General features: G+C 62.0%; 18 protein-coding genes and 1 pseudogene. 11 read left to right on the top strand and 8 right to left on the bottom strand.

Annotated features, from left to right (window positions below):
* Nucleotides 1-82: pseudogene (locus OKC44_RS08030) on the top strand (IS6 family transposase); the annotation flags it as partial.
* 33 nt (nucleotides 83-115) lie between these two features.
* On the opposite strand, the gene OKC44_RS08025 reads toward OKC44_RS08030, so the two are convergent.
* Nucleotides 116-1192 carry a DUF4158 domain-containing protein gene (locus OKC44_RS08025; protein WP_001138080.1) on the bottom strand — a complete coding sequence of 359 codons (1077 nt, stop codon included), beginning with the start codon at nucleotides 1190-1192 and terminating at the stop codon, nucleotides 116-118.
* Nucleotides 1193-1317: 125 nt separating this feature from the next.
* Between OKC44_RS08025 and OKC44_RS08020 the strand changes: the two genes are divergently transcribed.
* The 3 genes from OKC44_RS08020 to OKC44_RS08010 all read left to right on the top strand — a co-directional run bounded on the left by OKC44_RS08020 (nucleotide 1318) and on the right by OKC44_RS08010 (nucleotide 3637).
* A complete protein-coding gene (locus OKC44_RS08020) occupies nucleotides 1318-1932 on the top strand; it encodes a recombinase family protein (protein ID WP_000904906.1) in 615 nt (204 codons plus the stop codon).
* Nucleotides 1933-1997: 65 nt separating this feature from the next.
* On the top strand, nucleotides 1998-2801 hold the full coding sequence (gene aph(3'')-Ib / locus OKC44_RS08015) for an aminoglycoside O-phosphotransferase APH(3'')-Ib (RefSeq protein WP_001082319.1): 804 nt from the start codon (nucleotides 1998-2000) through the stop codon (nucleotides 2799-2801).
* Nucleotides 2801-3637, top strand: coding sequence for an aminoglycoside O-phosphotransferase APH(6)-Id (locus tag OKC44_RS08010; protein ID WP_000480968.1), 837 nt, complete (start codon nucleotides 2801-2803; stop codon nucleotides 3635-3637). The genes aph(3'')-Ib and OKC44_RS08010 overlap by 1 nt, the downstream gene beginning before the upstream one ends.
* A 69-nt stretch (nucleotides 3638-3706) precedes the next feature.
* On the opposite strand, the gene OKC44_RS08005 is transcribed toward OKC44_RS08010, so the two are convergent.
* Entirely contained in the window at nucleotides 3707-3865 is a 159-nt protein-coding gene (locus tag OKC44_RS08005; RefSeq protein ID WP_425859117.1) for a MerR family DNA-binding transcriptional regulator, read from the bottom strand.
* Nucleotides 3866-3936: 71 nt separating this feature from the next.
* Between OKC44_RS08005 and merT the strand changes: the two genes are divergently transcribed.
* The 7 genes from merT (at nucleotide 3937) to OKC44_RS07970 (ending at nucleotide 8342) form a co-directional block, all read left to right on the top strand.
* A complete protein-coding gene (gene merT / locus OKC44_RS08000) occupies nucleotides 3937-4287 on the top strand; it encodes a mercuric ion transporter MerT (protein WP_022579740.1) in 351 nt (116 codons plus the stop codon).
* Nucleotides 4288-4300: 13 nt separating this feature from the next.
* The gene (gene merP / locus OKC44_RS07995; RefSeq protein ID WP_022579741.1) at nucleotides 4301-4579 is read left to right on the top strand and encodes a mercury resistance system periplasmic binding protein MerP; all 279 of its coding nucleotides are present in this window, start codon (nucleotides 4301-4303) and stop codon (nucleotides 4577-4579) included.
* 10 nt (nucleotides 4580-4589) lie between these two features.
* A complete protein-coding gene (merA, locus tag OKC44_RS07990; RefSeq protein WP_031294484.1) occupies nucleotides 4590-6278 on the top strand; it encodes a mercury(II) reductase in 1689 nt (562 codons plus the stop codon).
* A 14-nt stretch (nucleotides 6279-6292) separates the two neighbouring features.
* Nucleotides 6293-6931, top strand: coding sequence for an organomercurial lyase MerB (merB, locus tag OKC44_RS07985; RefSeq protein WP_000761850.1), 639 nt, complete (start codon nucleotides 6293-6295; stop codon nucleotides 6929-6931).
* Between the two features lie 111 nt (nucleotides 6932-7042).
* On the top strand, nucleotides 7043-7408 hold the full coding sequence (merD, locus tag OKC44_RS07980) for a mercury resistance co-regulator MerD (protein WP_022579743.1): 366 nt from the start codon (nucleotides 7043-7045) through the stop codon (nucleotides 7406-7408).
* Nucleotides 7405-7623, top strand: a complete 219-nt coding sequence (merE, locus tag OKC44_RS07975) for a broad-spectrum mercury transporter MerE (protein WP_022579744.1) — start codon at nucleotides 7405-7407, stop codon at nucleotides 7621-7623. Before merD ends, merE begins: the two co-directional genes overlap by 4 nt.
* 170 nt (nucleotides 7624-7793) lie before the next feature.
* Nucleotides 7794-8342, top strand: coding sequence for a hypothetical protein (locus tag OKC44_RS07970; RefSeq protein ID WP_022579745.1), 549 nt, complete (start codon nucleotides 7794-7796; stop codon nucleotides 8340-8342).
* Between the two features lie 244 nt (nucleotides 8343-8586).
* Here the strand turns inward: OKC44_RS07970 and OKC44_RS07965 are convergent, their stop codons facing one another.
* The 6 genes from OKC44_RS07965 to traJ form a co-directional block, all read right to left on the bottom strand.
* Entirely contained in the window at nucleotides 8587-8817 is a 231-nt protein-coding gene (locus OKC44_RS07965) for a type I toxin-antitoxin system ptaRNA1 family toxin (RefSeq protein WP_000212713.1), read from the bottom strand.
* Nucleotides 8818-8879: 62 nt separating this feature from the next.
* The gene (locus OKC44_RS07960) at nucleotides 8880-9152 is read right to left on the bottom strand and encodes a hypothetical protein (RefSeq protein ID WP_022579746.1); all 273 of its coding nucleotides are present in this window, start codon (nucleotides 9150-9152) and stop codon (nucleotides 8880-8882) included.
* Nucleotides 9153-9154: 2 nt separating this feature from the next.
* Nucleotides 9155-10744, bottom strand: a complete 1590-nt coding sequence (trbL, locus tag OKC44_RS07955) for a P-type conjugative transfer protein TrbL (protein ID WP_022579747.1) — start codon at nucleotides 10742-10744, stop codon at nucleotides 9155-9157.
* Nucleotides 10741-11010 (bottom strand): entry exclusion lipoprotein TrbK, encoded by a 270-nt coding sequence (trbK, locus tag OKC44_RS07950; protein ID WP_022579748.1) that lies wholly within the window; start codon nucleotides 11008-11010, stop codon nucleotides 10741-10743. Before trbK ends, trbL begins: the two co-directional genes overlap by 4 nt.
* A gap of 15 nt (nucleotides 11011-11025) precedes the next feature.
* Nucleotides 11026-11811: a P-type conjugative transfer protein TrbJ gene (gene trbJ / locus OKC44_RS07945; protein ID WP_022579749.1), complete on the bottom strand. Its 786-nt coding sequence runs from the start codon at nucleotides 11809-11811 to the stop codon at nucleotides 11026-11028.
* Between the two features lie 265 nt (nucleotides 11812-12076).
* On the bottom strand, nucleotides 12077-12448 hold the full coding sequence (traJ, locus tag OKC44_RS07940) for a conjugal transfer transcriptional regulator TraJ (protein ID WP_022579750.1): 372 nt from the start codon (nucleotides 12446-12448) through the stop codon (nucleotides 12077-12079).
* Nucleotides 12449-12591 lie beyond the last annotated feature (143 nt).

Genomic DNA, 12591 nt, shown 5'->3' with positions numbered 1-12591 from the left:
ACGCAAAGGCCAGGCCTCAGCATTTTATTATGGTGATCCCCTGGGCGAAATGCGCCTGGTAAGCAGAGTTTTTGAAACGTAAGGCCTTTGAATAAGACAAAAGGCTGCCTCATCGCTAACTTTGCAACAGTGCCCTCGCGATGACATCGCCCAGCGGCTGGCCATCATCCTGTGCATCGACCAGGGCGCCCCCGATCTCGGCGAAGGATTTCAGGGTGTCACGCACCACCCCCGCTTCGTCTGCGACCTTTGCATGGCAAATACGCTCCGAAGCACGGTAGAGACGGCCGACGATCCGGTCGTGGGTTTCGACCACTGCGTCGGCCAACATCGCCTGCCATTCCGAGACGCAAACAGCCAAGATCGCAAGCCGCCTGTCCTCCGGGAGATCGCGCATGCCGTCGGCATAATACCGTTCACCCTGCCTGCGCAGACGAGTCACCCGATGGGCAGGAACGCCGGCAAGCAGATCCTCGGGGAGATCGACGCGTTGCAGATATTCGAGCCGGTCGAGCAGCCGGTTGGCCGACGAAGAGTTCGAGCCAGGCTCGAACTGGCGCAGCCACACAAAACGGGTCACCCGATCATCAGCCGTCTCCTCGAGCAATGCCAGCAACTGTTCTCGGATCGACATAGGCAGCCGACTGGCGATCCTCGTCTCGATGCGTCGCTCGGCATCGACGAGAGCCGCGGCACAAAGCCGCTCGATCGTGGATGTCGCGGGAAGGACAGTGCGGGTGCGTCGGCACTCGGCTACGAAGCGACGGGCGATATCCTCGTTCGACACCGCCATCTCGGCTTCTCGGAACAACCATTCCTTCAGCTCGCTCGCACCACGTCCGGAGAAGGTGCGGAAGCCGTAGAGCCCCCGTAACTCGGCAAGATGCTCGTGCCGTGTTTCCTCGCGGGCAGCATAGTCTACGAGATCGTCGGCACCCAGGCCAAGCTGCGCTCCGATAAATTCGATGACCTCTGCAGGGATCAGTTCGCCTGGAGCCAGCACCCGGCCGGGATAGCGCAGGACACACAATTGCAGGGCGAAGCCGAACCTGTTGTGAGCGCGCCGACGCAGCCTGATATGCCCAAAGTCTTCATCACTCAGCGTATAGTGCTTGAGCAAATCCGTCTGTGAAGTCGGCAAGCGCAACAGCGCGTCTTTCTGCCGATCGGTTAGAGTGACGCGACGCGGCATACATGTTCCTTTTTCAAAATCTGATAGCGTTCAAGACGCTTTGTTTATGAAGCTGGTTGAGATACATTTCCAGAGGTCAATGCAATCGTGGCCGAAGCGCCGCCTCAAACCAACGTTTGTGATACATGCTGATCGGATATGCCCGCGTCTCCAAAGCCGATGGCTCGCAGTCTCTCGACCTGCAGCACGACGCCTTGCGCGCCGCAGGTGTCGAACGGGACAATATCTATGATGATCTTGCTTCCGGCGGTCGTGATGATCGCCCTGGCTTGACTGCCTGCCTCAAGTCATTGCGTGACGGCGATGTGCTGGTGGTCTGGAAGCTCGATCGCCTCGGACGATCGCTTGCCCATCTGGTCAACACGGTGAAGGAGCTGTCAGACCGCAAGATCGGCCTGCGGGTTCTGACTGGAAAGGGCGCTCAGATCGACACCACGACTGCGTCCGGTCGCATGGTGTTCGGAATCTTCGCCACCTTGGCCGAGTTCGAGCGGGATCTGATCCGAGAGCGCACCATGGCGGGTCTCGCCTCCGCGAGAGCGCGCGGTCGCAAGGGCGGACGAAAATTCGCGCTCACCAAAGCTCAGGTGCGTCTCGCGCAAGCCGCCATGGCCCAGCGCGATACTTCAGTTTCCGATCTCTGCAAGGAACTCGGCATCGAGCGCGTCACTCTCTACCGATATGTCGGTCCCAAAGGCGAGCTCAGAGACCATGGAAAGCATGTTCTCGGACTTACGTAGCAACTCGTTTCTTTTCGCAGGTTGAGCCACCTCCGCGCTTCATCAGAAAACTGAAGGAACCTCCATTGAATCGAACTAATATTTTTTTTGGTGAATCGCATTCTGACTGGTTGCCTGTCAGAGGCGGAGAATCTGGTGATTTTGTTTTTCGACGTGGTGACGGGCATGCCTTCGCGAAAATCGCACCTGCTTCCCGCCGCGGTGAGCTCGCTGGAGAGCGTGACCGCCTCATTTGGCTCAAAGGTCGAGGTGTGGCTTGCCCCGAGGTGATCAACTGGCAGGAGGAACAGGAGGGTGCATGCTTGGTGATAACGGCAATTCCGGGAGTACCGGCGGCTGATCTGTCTGGAGCGGATTTGCTCAAAGCGTGGCCGTCAATGGGGCAGCAACTTGGCGCTGTTCACAGCCTATCGGTTGATCAATGTCCGTTTGAGCGCAGGCTGTCGCGAATGTTCGGACGCGCCGTTGATGTGGTGTCCCGCAATGCCGTCAATCCCGACTTCTTACCGGACGAGGACAAGAGTACGCCGCAGCTCGATCTTTTGGCTCGTGTCGAACGAGAGCTACCGGTGCGGCTCGACCAAGAGCGCACCGATATGGTTGTTTGCCATGGTGATCCCTGCATGCCGAACTTCATGGTGGACCCTAAAACTCTTCAATGCACGGGTCTGATCGACCTTGGGCGGCTCGGAACAGCAGATCGCTATGCCGATTTGGCACTCATGATTGCTAACGCCGAAGAGAACTGGGCAGCGCCAGATGAAGCAGAGCGCGCCTTCGCTGTCCTATTCAATGTATTGGGGATCGAAGCCCCCGACCGCGAACGCCTTGCCTTCTATCTGCGATTGGACCCTCTGACTTGGGGTTGATGTTCATGCCGCCTGTTTTTCCTGCTCATTGGCACGTTTCGCAACCTGTTCTCATTGCGGACACCTTTTCCAGCCTCGTTTGGAAAGTTTCATTGCCAGACGGGACTCCTGCAATCGTCAAGGGATTGAAACCTATAGAAGACATTGCTGATGAACTGCGCGGGGCCGACTATCTGGTATGGCGCAATGGGAGGGGAGCAGTCCGGTTGCTCGGTCGTGAGAACAATCTGATGTTGCTCGAATATGCCGGGGAGCGAATGCTCTCTCACATCGTTGCCGAGCACGGCGACTACCAGGCGACCGAAATTGCAGCGGAACTAATGGCGAAGCTGTATGCCGCATCTGAGGAACCCCTGCCTTCTGCCCTTCTCCCGATCCGGGATCGCTTTGCAGCTTTGTTTCAGCGGGCGCGCGATGATCAAAACGCAGGTTGTCAAACTGACTACGTCCACGCGGCGATTATAGCCGATCAAATGATGAGCAATGCCTCGGAACTGCGTGGGCTACATGGCGATCTGCATCATGAAAACATCATGTTCTCCAGTCGCGGCTGGCTGGTGATAGATCCCGTCGGTCTGGTCGGTGAAGTGGGCTTTGGCGCCGCCAATATGTTCTACGATCCGGCTGACAGAGACGACCTTTGTCTCGATCCTAGACGCATTGCACAGATGGCGGACGCATTCTCTCGTGCGCTGGACGTCGATCCGCGTCGCCTGCTCGACCAGGCGTACGCTTATGGGTGCCTTTCCGCAGCTTGGAACGCGGATGGAGAAGAGGAGCAACGCGATCTAGCTATCGCGGCCGCGATCAAGCAGGTGCGACAGACGTCATACTAGATATCAAGCGACTTCTCCTATCCCCTGGGAACACATCAATCTTACCGGAGAATATCGTTGGCCAAAGCCTTAGCGTAGGATTTCGCCCTCTCCCGCAAACGACCCCCCGTAGGGCCGCTCCGGCTGGGGCAGTAGGCCCTTGAGCTGATAGAAGCGGATCGTCTCCACGTTCACCCCGGCGGCCTTGGCGAAGGCCCCGATGGTCAGATTCTCTTGAGCGTTCTCCATGGTGCTTGACTCCGTAGTTGACTACGGAAGTAACGTTACAGCATCAAGCGAAGTCCCGGAAGGAGAACCTTATGTCGGAACCCAAGAACGGCCGCGGCGCACTGGCGACCGGCGGCATCGCGGCCGTCCTCGCCTCGGCCTGTTGCCTCGGCCCCCTCGTCCTGGTCGCGCTCGGCTTCTCGGGCGCGTGGATCGGCAACCTGACCGTGCTGGAGCCGTACCGGCCGATCTTCATCGGCGCGGCACTCGTCGCGCTGTTCTTCGCCTGGCGCAGCATCTTCCGACCGGCCCATGCCTGCAAGCCGGGCGACGTCTGCGCCGTGCCCCAAGTGCGGACGGCCTACAAGGTGATTTTCTGGGTCGTGGCCGCCCTGGTTCTGGTTGCCCTCGCTTTCCCCTACATCCTGCCGCTGTTCTATTGAAAGGAGAATTGCCATGAAGAAACTCGCCACCCTGATCGCCCTGGCCGCCGCCCTGAGCACGCCCGCCTGGGCCGCCACCAAGACCGTTACCCTGTCGGTGCCCGGCATGACCTGCGCCGCGTGCCCGATCACAGTAAAGAAGGCACTCACCAAGGTGGACGGCGTGCAAAAGGCCGAGGTCAGTTACGAGAAGCGGGAAGCCGTCGTCACCTTCGACGACGCGAAGACCAATGCCGACGCCTTGACCAAGGCCACCGCAAACGCGGGCTACCCCTCCAGCGTCAAGCAGTGAGGGCACTGTCATGGCCGAAGCGATCACCCTTCACATCGAAGGCATGACCTGCACGTCGTGCGCCGAGCACGTCCAGCAGGCCCTGAAAAACGTGCCCGGCGTGCGCTCGGCCTCGGTGTCCTATGCGCAGCGGCAGGCCGAAATCGAGGCGGACGCGGGCGTGAACTTGCCCCCTCTGGTAGCCGCAGTGGCCGCGCTCGGCTACCGCGCACGGCTCGCCGACACGCCGAACAAGCCTACCGGCCTGTTGGATAAGGCGCTGGGCTGGCTCGGTGGCGACACGAAGCATGAAGGCGGCGAGCCGGCGCTGCACGTGGCCGTGATCGGCAGCGGCGGCGCGGCGATGGCGGCGGCCTTGAAGGCCGTCGAGCAAGGCGCGAAAGTCACGCTGATCGAGCGCGGTACTATCGGCGGCACCTGCGTCAACATCGGCTGCGTACCGTCCAAGATCATGATCCGTGCCGCCCACATTGCGCATCTGCGCCGTGAAAGTCCGTTCGACGATGGCATCGCGGCTACTGTGCCGGCGATTAACCGCAGCAAACTACTGGCCCAGCAGCAGGCGCGCGTCGATGAGCTGCGCCACGCCAAGTATGAAGGCATCCTGGATGGCAACCCGGCCATCACCGTTCTGCATGGTGAAGCGCGTTTCAAGGATGACCAAAGCCTTACCGTCCGTTTGAACGATGGCGGCGAGCGCGTCGTGGTGTTCGATCGCTGCCTGGTCGCCACTGGTGCCAGTCCGGCCATTCCGCCCATCACTGGTTTGAAAGGCACGCCGTACTGGACATCTACCGAGGCCCTAGTGAGTGACACCATTCCCGAACGCCTAGCCGTGATCGGATCGTCGGTGGTGGCGCTGGAACTGGCGCAAGCCTTCGCCCGGCTGGGCAGCCAGGTCACGATCCTGGCGCGCAGCACACTGTTCTTCCGCGAAGACCCGGCCATCGGTGAGGCCGTCACAGCCGCCTTTCGTGCCGAAGGAATCAAGGTTCTGGAACACACGCAAGCCAGCCAGGTCGCCTATGCGGACGGCGAATTCGTGCTGACCACAGGGCACGGCGAAGTGCGCGCCGACAAGTTGCTGGTCGCTACCGGCCGCACGCCGAACACGCGCAGCTTGGCGCTGGAAGCGGCGGGTGTCGCCGTCAATGCGCAGGGAGCCATCGTCATTGACAAGGGCATGCGCACCAGTACGCCACACATTTATGCCGCAGGAGACTGCACTGACCAGCCGCAATTCGTCTATGTGGCAGCGGCCGCCGGCACCCGTGCGGCCATCAACATGACCGGCGGAGACGCTACGCTCAATCTGACCGCGATGCCGGCGGTGGTGTTCACCGATCCGCAGGTCGCCACTGTGGGCTACAGCGAGGCGGAAGCGCACCACGACGGGATCGAGACCGACAGCCGCCTGCTAACACTGGATAACGTGCCGCGTGCGCTCGCCAACTTCGACACACGCGGCTTTATCAAGCTGGTAATCGAGGAAGGTAGCGGACGACTCATTGGGGTACAGGCAGTGGCCCCGGAAGCGGGCGAGCTGATCCAGACGGCGGTGCTCGCGATCCGTAACCGCATGACCGTACAGGAACTGGCTGACCAGTTGTTCCCCTACCTGACGATGGTCGAGGGGCTGAAGCTCGCGGCGCAGACCTTCACCAAGGATGTCAAACAATTGTCCTGCTGCGCAGGATGAAAGGAGATGGAACCATGAAGCTCGCCCCATATATTTTAGAACGTCTCACTTCGGTCAATCGTACCAATGGTACTGCGGATCTCTTGGTCCCGCTACTGCGGGAACTCGCCAAGGGGCGTCCGGTTTCACGAACGACACTTGCCGGGATTCTCGACTGGCCCGCTGAGCGAGTGGCCGCCGTACTCGAACAGGCCACCAGTACCGAATATGACAAAGATGGGAACATCATCGGCTACGGCCTCACCTTGCGCGAGACTTCGTATGTCTTTGAAATTGACGACCGCCGTCTGTATGCCTGGTGCGCGCTGGACACCTTGATATTTCCGGCGCTGATCGGCCGTACAGCTCGCGTCTCATCGCATTGCGCTGCAACCGGAGCACCCGTTTCACTCACGGTTTCACCCAGCGAGATACAGGCTGTCGAACCTGCCGGCATGGCGGTGTCCTTGGTATTGCCGCAGGAAGCAGCCGACGTTCGTCAGTCCTTCTGTTGCCATGTACATTTCTTTGCATCTGTCCCGACGGCGGAAGACTGGGCCTCCAAGCATCAAGGATTGGAAGGATTGGCGATCGTCAGTGTCCACGAGGCTTTCGGCTTGGGCCAGGAGTTTAATCGACATCTGTTGCAGACCATGTCATCTAGGACACCGTGATCGGATATCGACCCAATGTTCTACGGCACCGGCATCGGATTCGCAGCGCGCGGATTGAACTCGGCGAAACGGTATATGCATTGCCGTGAACCGACCAAAAGGAGGTGTTCGATGAACGCCTACACGGTGTCCCGGCTGGCCCTTGATGCCGGGGTGAGCGTGCATATCGTGCGCGACTACCTGCTGCGCGGATTGCTGCGGCCAGTCGCCTGCACCACGGGTGGCTACGGCCTGTTCGATGACGCCGCCTTGCAGCGACTGTGCTTCGTGCGGGCCGCCTTCGAGGCGGGGGTCGGCCTGGACGTGCTGACCCGGCTGTGCCGGGCGCTCGATGCGCCGGATGCGGGTGAAGCGGCGGTGTGGCTCACCGAGCTGCGCCAACTCGTCGAACGGCGACAGCGGGCGCTTGCGGGCCTGGAGGTGCAGTTGAGCGCGCTGCGTGCCGAGGTCGCCCGGCAGGAAGGGGCGTTGCCATGAACGGCCCCGAGCGCAAGCCCATTACCGGCTACCTGTGGGGCGGACTGGCTGTGCTGACCTGCCCCTGCCACCTGCCCATCCTCGCCGTCGTGCTGGCCGGTACGACCGCCGGCGCGTTCCTCGGCGAGCATTGGGTCATCGCGGCGCTCGGTTTGACCGGCTTGTTCCTGCTGTCCCTGTCGCGGGCGCTGCGGGCGTTCAGGGAAAGATCATGAGCACTGCCAGATTGACGGATGATTTCCTTGAGATTGCTCAGAAAGCCACTGCTAGCAAACAATACAGCAATCCCCGCACAAAGGAGTCATCATGGGCAGGAAGGAACCCGACGAAGCGATTGCAGATAGCCGCACCGGCCTGCGCGTAGACCTGACAATAGGGGATAAGAATGACCGAACCGAAGAGCCTTGAAAACTGGCTGTATGAGAAGGCAGGCCCCGCCTATGACGCCTTGAAGGCCGACCCGGCCCGCGCCGCCACGCCTGACCAGGTGCGTTACACCCTGGCCGAGCTGCTGGCCGAGGCCGAAGCCGCCGGCGGATATCCACTGCCGCCGGAACAACGCGAATGGGTAGATGCGCCGGCCGTTGGTCGCGAGTGGCCGGCCTGTGATGCCTTGGAAGCTGACCAGGTGCGCGCACGCCTACATGACGACGCGATGGTCGAAACGTTCCGCAAAGACCCGGCCTATGCCGTGGAACTGCTGAACAGCATCCTTGAGGATGGCGACAAGGGCGAGCTACTGATTGCACTTCGCCAGATGACGAAGGCTGCTGGCCGTGAAATGCTGACACCGTTTGACCCGGCCAAATGGCTGACCAGCACCGAGACCGTGGCCGCGTTCCTGGCCGAAGCCGAGGCCACCGGCGACCAGGCCTATGTCGAGCACGCCCGCGCAGTTGCAGCGCGGGCCAAAGTCATGCACGGCATCGAGTAGGGAGCTGGCCAGCATCGCCATTCCTGACGGTGCTGCAGCACCATGTGCGCGACTTGGTGCGCGGGGATCTCATCGCCGGAAATGACGATGCGAGATCCACGCCAAGGGGAAAAGCCAGAGCGGCCGTCATGGTCCGATCTGGCGATGCTCGAGCACGCCGGCGCACATCGCCGGCTATGACGATGCAGGCCCGGAAACGACAAGGGCGGCCACTGGCCGCCCTTGCTGTTCCTGGTGCGCGTGCCTACGCGGCACGGAGTGACTGCCGCACCGCCTCCAGGGCCTCGCGGAAGTCAGCAGGCGTCGCCCGGCCCGTCTCGGCCTGGTAGAAGACGACCATGAAGGCATTGGCGACGGCCTCGGCGAGCGGCCCTAGCTGCCGCGCTGCGTCCTGGTCGAGCCAGTCGAGCGCGGCGAGCTGCACGGCTGCATGATGAACGGCCTGCGTTGCATTGGTAGGATTCAGGGTTGCCATGATTCACCTCTCTAACAGGTGGGTTGTGGAAGTGTCGGCCGGCCCCACGCCGGCCGGCGCGCTTATCGGCTGCCGGTGCCGTAGAAGCCGGCGGCCTCGGCCAGCGGCGTGCTTCTCGCGCTGCTGCCGTAGCTGCTGGCGTTGCCGCCCGACCTGGCCGCCGGCTTGGTGGCCTCAATGACGGGCGAGGCGGGTCGATCAACAAAGGCCGCAACTTCTGCCGCGGGGTCTGCATCAGTCGATTGATCGTCGACCGGCTCAACCTCAACCGCCTGTGCCTGGCGCTGCTCGGTAGCGGCAAGGTCCAGGCAATCGAAAAATCCTCTCGGCGTCATCGTCATACCTCCTTGTCGCGGTTGGCGAACGTGGCCACTTCATCATCAGGATCAGCAGCAGCCGAATCGGCCCCTGCCAGGCTGTTGCCGCCGAAGCTGGGCACATCCTCGGCCGCCTGGTCTGTCTGGCTGCTCGCCCGGATCGCGGCGGCGATCTTTCCGCCAGTGGTGTCGGCGATGCGTTCGGCAGCGGCGTCGCGGATGCTGGCCGCCTTGGCCTTCGCAACGTCGCCAATGCCATGCGCCAGGTTCGCAGCCGTCGCCGCGAGAAGGCTGCCCGCACCTTGGCCGGCCTTCGAGCTGCCGGCGTCGCTGCTGGCCTTCGAGCTGGAACCGCTGCCCGAGCTGTCGGCGTGGCTGGTCTGCTGTGCCACCTTGCTCTGGCCGCTGCTGCCCGAACTGCTGGAGCTTCCCGAGTTATAGAAGCCGGCCGCCTGGCCGAGCGGCGTACTTGTGCCGGCACTGGAACCGCCGCCACCAAAGCCCGCCGCCTGCGCGAACGATCCAGCATCGGAATCACCGCCAGCACCACCACCAAACATGGGCATTCCGCCCGATTCGCCACCGGCGCTGGCCCCTGCTTTCTCGAACGCTGCTTTAATCGCCGACATGCCGCCGGCGGCCGAGGCTGCACCGCCCATCACGGCCGCGCCAGCCACGCTTGCCGCTCCGGCGGCCATGCTCGCCGCGCCCATAGCCGCACCGATGGCGGCACCTGCACCGAAGTTGCCGATGCCACCAGCGCCACCGATACCCGAGCCGGTGATGATGCCGGCGACAAGCGGGGGCACGCGATTGACCAGCATGAGCAACGCCACGCAGAAAACGAGCATCACGCCCAGCTCTTCAAAGTTCAGGGTGCCGGTGTTCATCCTGGCGTAGAAGCTGGAAAGCAGGTCGTTCCCGATGCCGACCAGGAGCACCATCGTCATGATCTGCACGGCCACGCCCAGCACGGTCTTGTAGTAGTTGATCGCCATGTCTGACGTCCAACGCGAGCCGCCGAAGCCAAGGAAGAAGATACCGGCGTACATCAGCAGCCAGCCTGACACGAGAAGCAGCAACATATTCACGGCGACAACGGCCAGCAGGATCAGGATGCCGACGCTCAAGGCCACACCGATGAAGCTATCCACGGGCGACCAGATCGACGAGTTCCTGAATGCCTGCTTCAAGATCATGAAGCCAATATCCACGATGCCCGAGGGTGTCACCGACGCCACCCCAGACGCCTGCTCACCAAGCCGGGCCAGTGACTGGATGATCGAGTTGGCGAAGGTCGGGCCATAGCGCAACAGCCAGAGGAAGAAGCCGAAGAACAGGATGAACCTGATGAACTCGGCGAAGAACTCGCCAATGTCGGCCTTGCGCAGCGCCATGAAGCCGAACGTGAAAACCAGCGAGATCGTGCCCAGCGTCCAGAACAGGAACATCGCGGCATTCATCACCACCGTCTGCCAGGACGTGGCCCGCGTGGCGAACTCCGTCACCACCTGGTCAAGCATCCCTTGGTTGGTGAGCTGGGCCGACGCGGCGGTGGAGTAAAGCGCGAGGGCGACGCCGATCAGCGCCGCCTTGTGCAGTGCTTTCATGGCTTCGCCTCCTTCTGGTCTTTCGGGTCGGCCAGTTCGAGCCAGTTCATGGGCTTCTCGGTCGGCGCGATGCCGCCGGCGGCCGGCGACCGGCGCGAGCACAGCCCGGCGAATTTCTCGCGCGTGGCCCTATCCTCGATCTTCGTGATCGCCTCAATCTGGCAATTGGTGTCATTGACCTCGGGCATGGGCGGGATGGCTGGCTTGTTGTCGCAACCAGCCACCAGCACCACCACGAGGCCGGCAAGCAGCATCGTATTCTTCATGGTGCAGGGCCTCCGTCAGCGGGTCAGTTCGAGCCAGTTTCTTGGGTTGGCCGTGCGCTCGATCCTGGATTCCCTGGAAGTCGCGCCGGCGGCCTGCTGTTGCGCCTCTACGTCGGCCTGCGCCTGCATCCTGGCGGTCGCGGCGTTCTGCTGTGCGATCAGCAGGCCACGGATTTGCAGGAGCTGGTTTGCCTGGTTGGCGGCGAGCTGGTTGGCGTAGCCGATGGCCTGCATCTGCCCGGTCGCGCCCTGCGCGGCGGACTGGAGCCGTTCGAGCTGGCGAGCATCGGCGGAAAGGTTGCGCTGCTGTTGCTCCAGGCCCTTGAAAAGCGCGTCGTTCGCCTTCTTCTGACTCTCGCTCGCCAGGCTGCGGTTTTGCTCCATCGCGGCGCGCTCGGCATCCGAGCACCCGGCGGCCGAGAAGCACGGCGAACCACGGTAGTAGGCCACATCCTGGAACTTGCCCAGGTACGCATCGACGCTGCCGAGCTGATTCCGGTAGTAGTTCAGCGTGTCGGTGGCGGCCATCAATCCGTTGATGGTGGACTGCGCCTGATCCCAGATATACGCGGCCGGGGCCATTGTGTTTTGCAGCATGTTTTCGTACTGCTGCAACTGGGTCTGGTACTGCTCGATCTGCTTGAGCGTCTGCGCCACCGACTCGATGGCCGTCATGACGTTTTGCACCAGGTTGCCGCCGTCGATGACGGGGATGCCTGCCTGCGCCGGGGTGATGATGATGCTGCCGGCCAGAGCGGCGGCGAGCGCGGTTTTAGCCGCTAAAAAACGGACGTGCTTCATGGTCGCAATCTCCATTCGATGAAAGAAAGGCAATGCCTTGACCAAGCTCGCGCTTGCCCACGGCAAGGTTTCATCGAAGAGCTACGCCACTAGCTAATCGGTATCGCCCTTGGCACTGAGGCCCGGGCTTCGGTGATTCTGTTCTCGGCCCTTACGGGGTGTCCCTGGCCTTATGCGTTCTCCCAAGAGTTGATAACGCCCAGGCTGGCGGCCTGGAAGGGGCTTGTGTCGCGTGCAGCACACGGTAATTTAGCTGCTAAAACTCTCAAGGTTCGGCCCTCGGCTGCACCACCGACTTCATGAGCCGGCTCATTTCGTCCTGGGTGGCCTCGATCCGACCCAGCAGGGCAAGGATCGTGGCATCGCCGAACCGGGCTGTGCGCGGATCGTCGGTCAGCCATAGCTTGAGCAATCCGCCCAGCCGGCCAAGGTCGCCATTCACTCGCACCAACTCGCGCACATAGTGATAGTCCATGACACCCCTGACCTGGTAGCCCTGGCCTACGTCGCGCAGGTAGCGCGCCATGCTGATTCCCGCCATCTTGGCGTTCGCCTCAATCAGTTCGCGTTCTTCTGGAAGGCAGTACACCTTGATCGGTGGGCTGCCCTTCCTGGTGATTCGATTCTCGTCGCCCATTTGTCCTCCAACCGGCGGTAGCCGGCAGCCTCGCAGAGCAGGATGCCCGTTGAGCGCCCCGCGCGAATAAGGGACAGTGAAGAAGGACAACCGGCTTGCCGGTGGGCCTACTTCACACATCCTGCCCGCCTTACGGCGTTGTT

It is taken from the genome of Aeromonas sp. S41-2 (assembly GCF_027705845.1).
Lineage (GTDB): Bacteria > Pseudomonadota > Gammaproteobacteria > Enterobacterales > Aeromonadaceae > Aeromonas > Aeromonas hydrophila.
The sequence above is the reverse complement of the archived record's forward strand: the minus strand, read 5'-3'. Positions and strand labels throughout refer to the sequence as shown.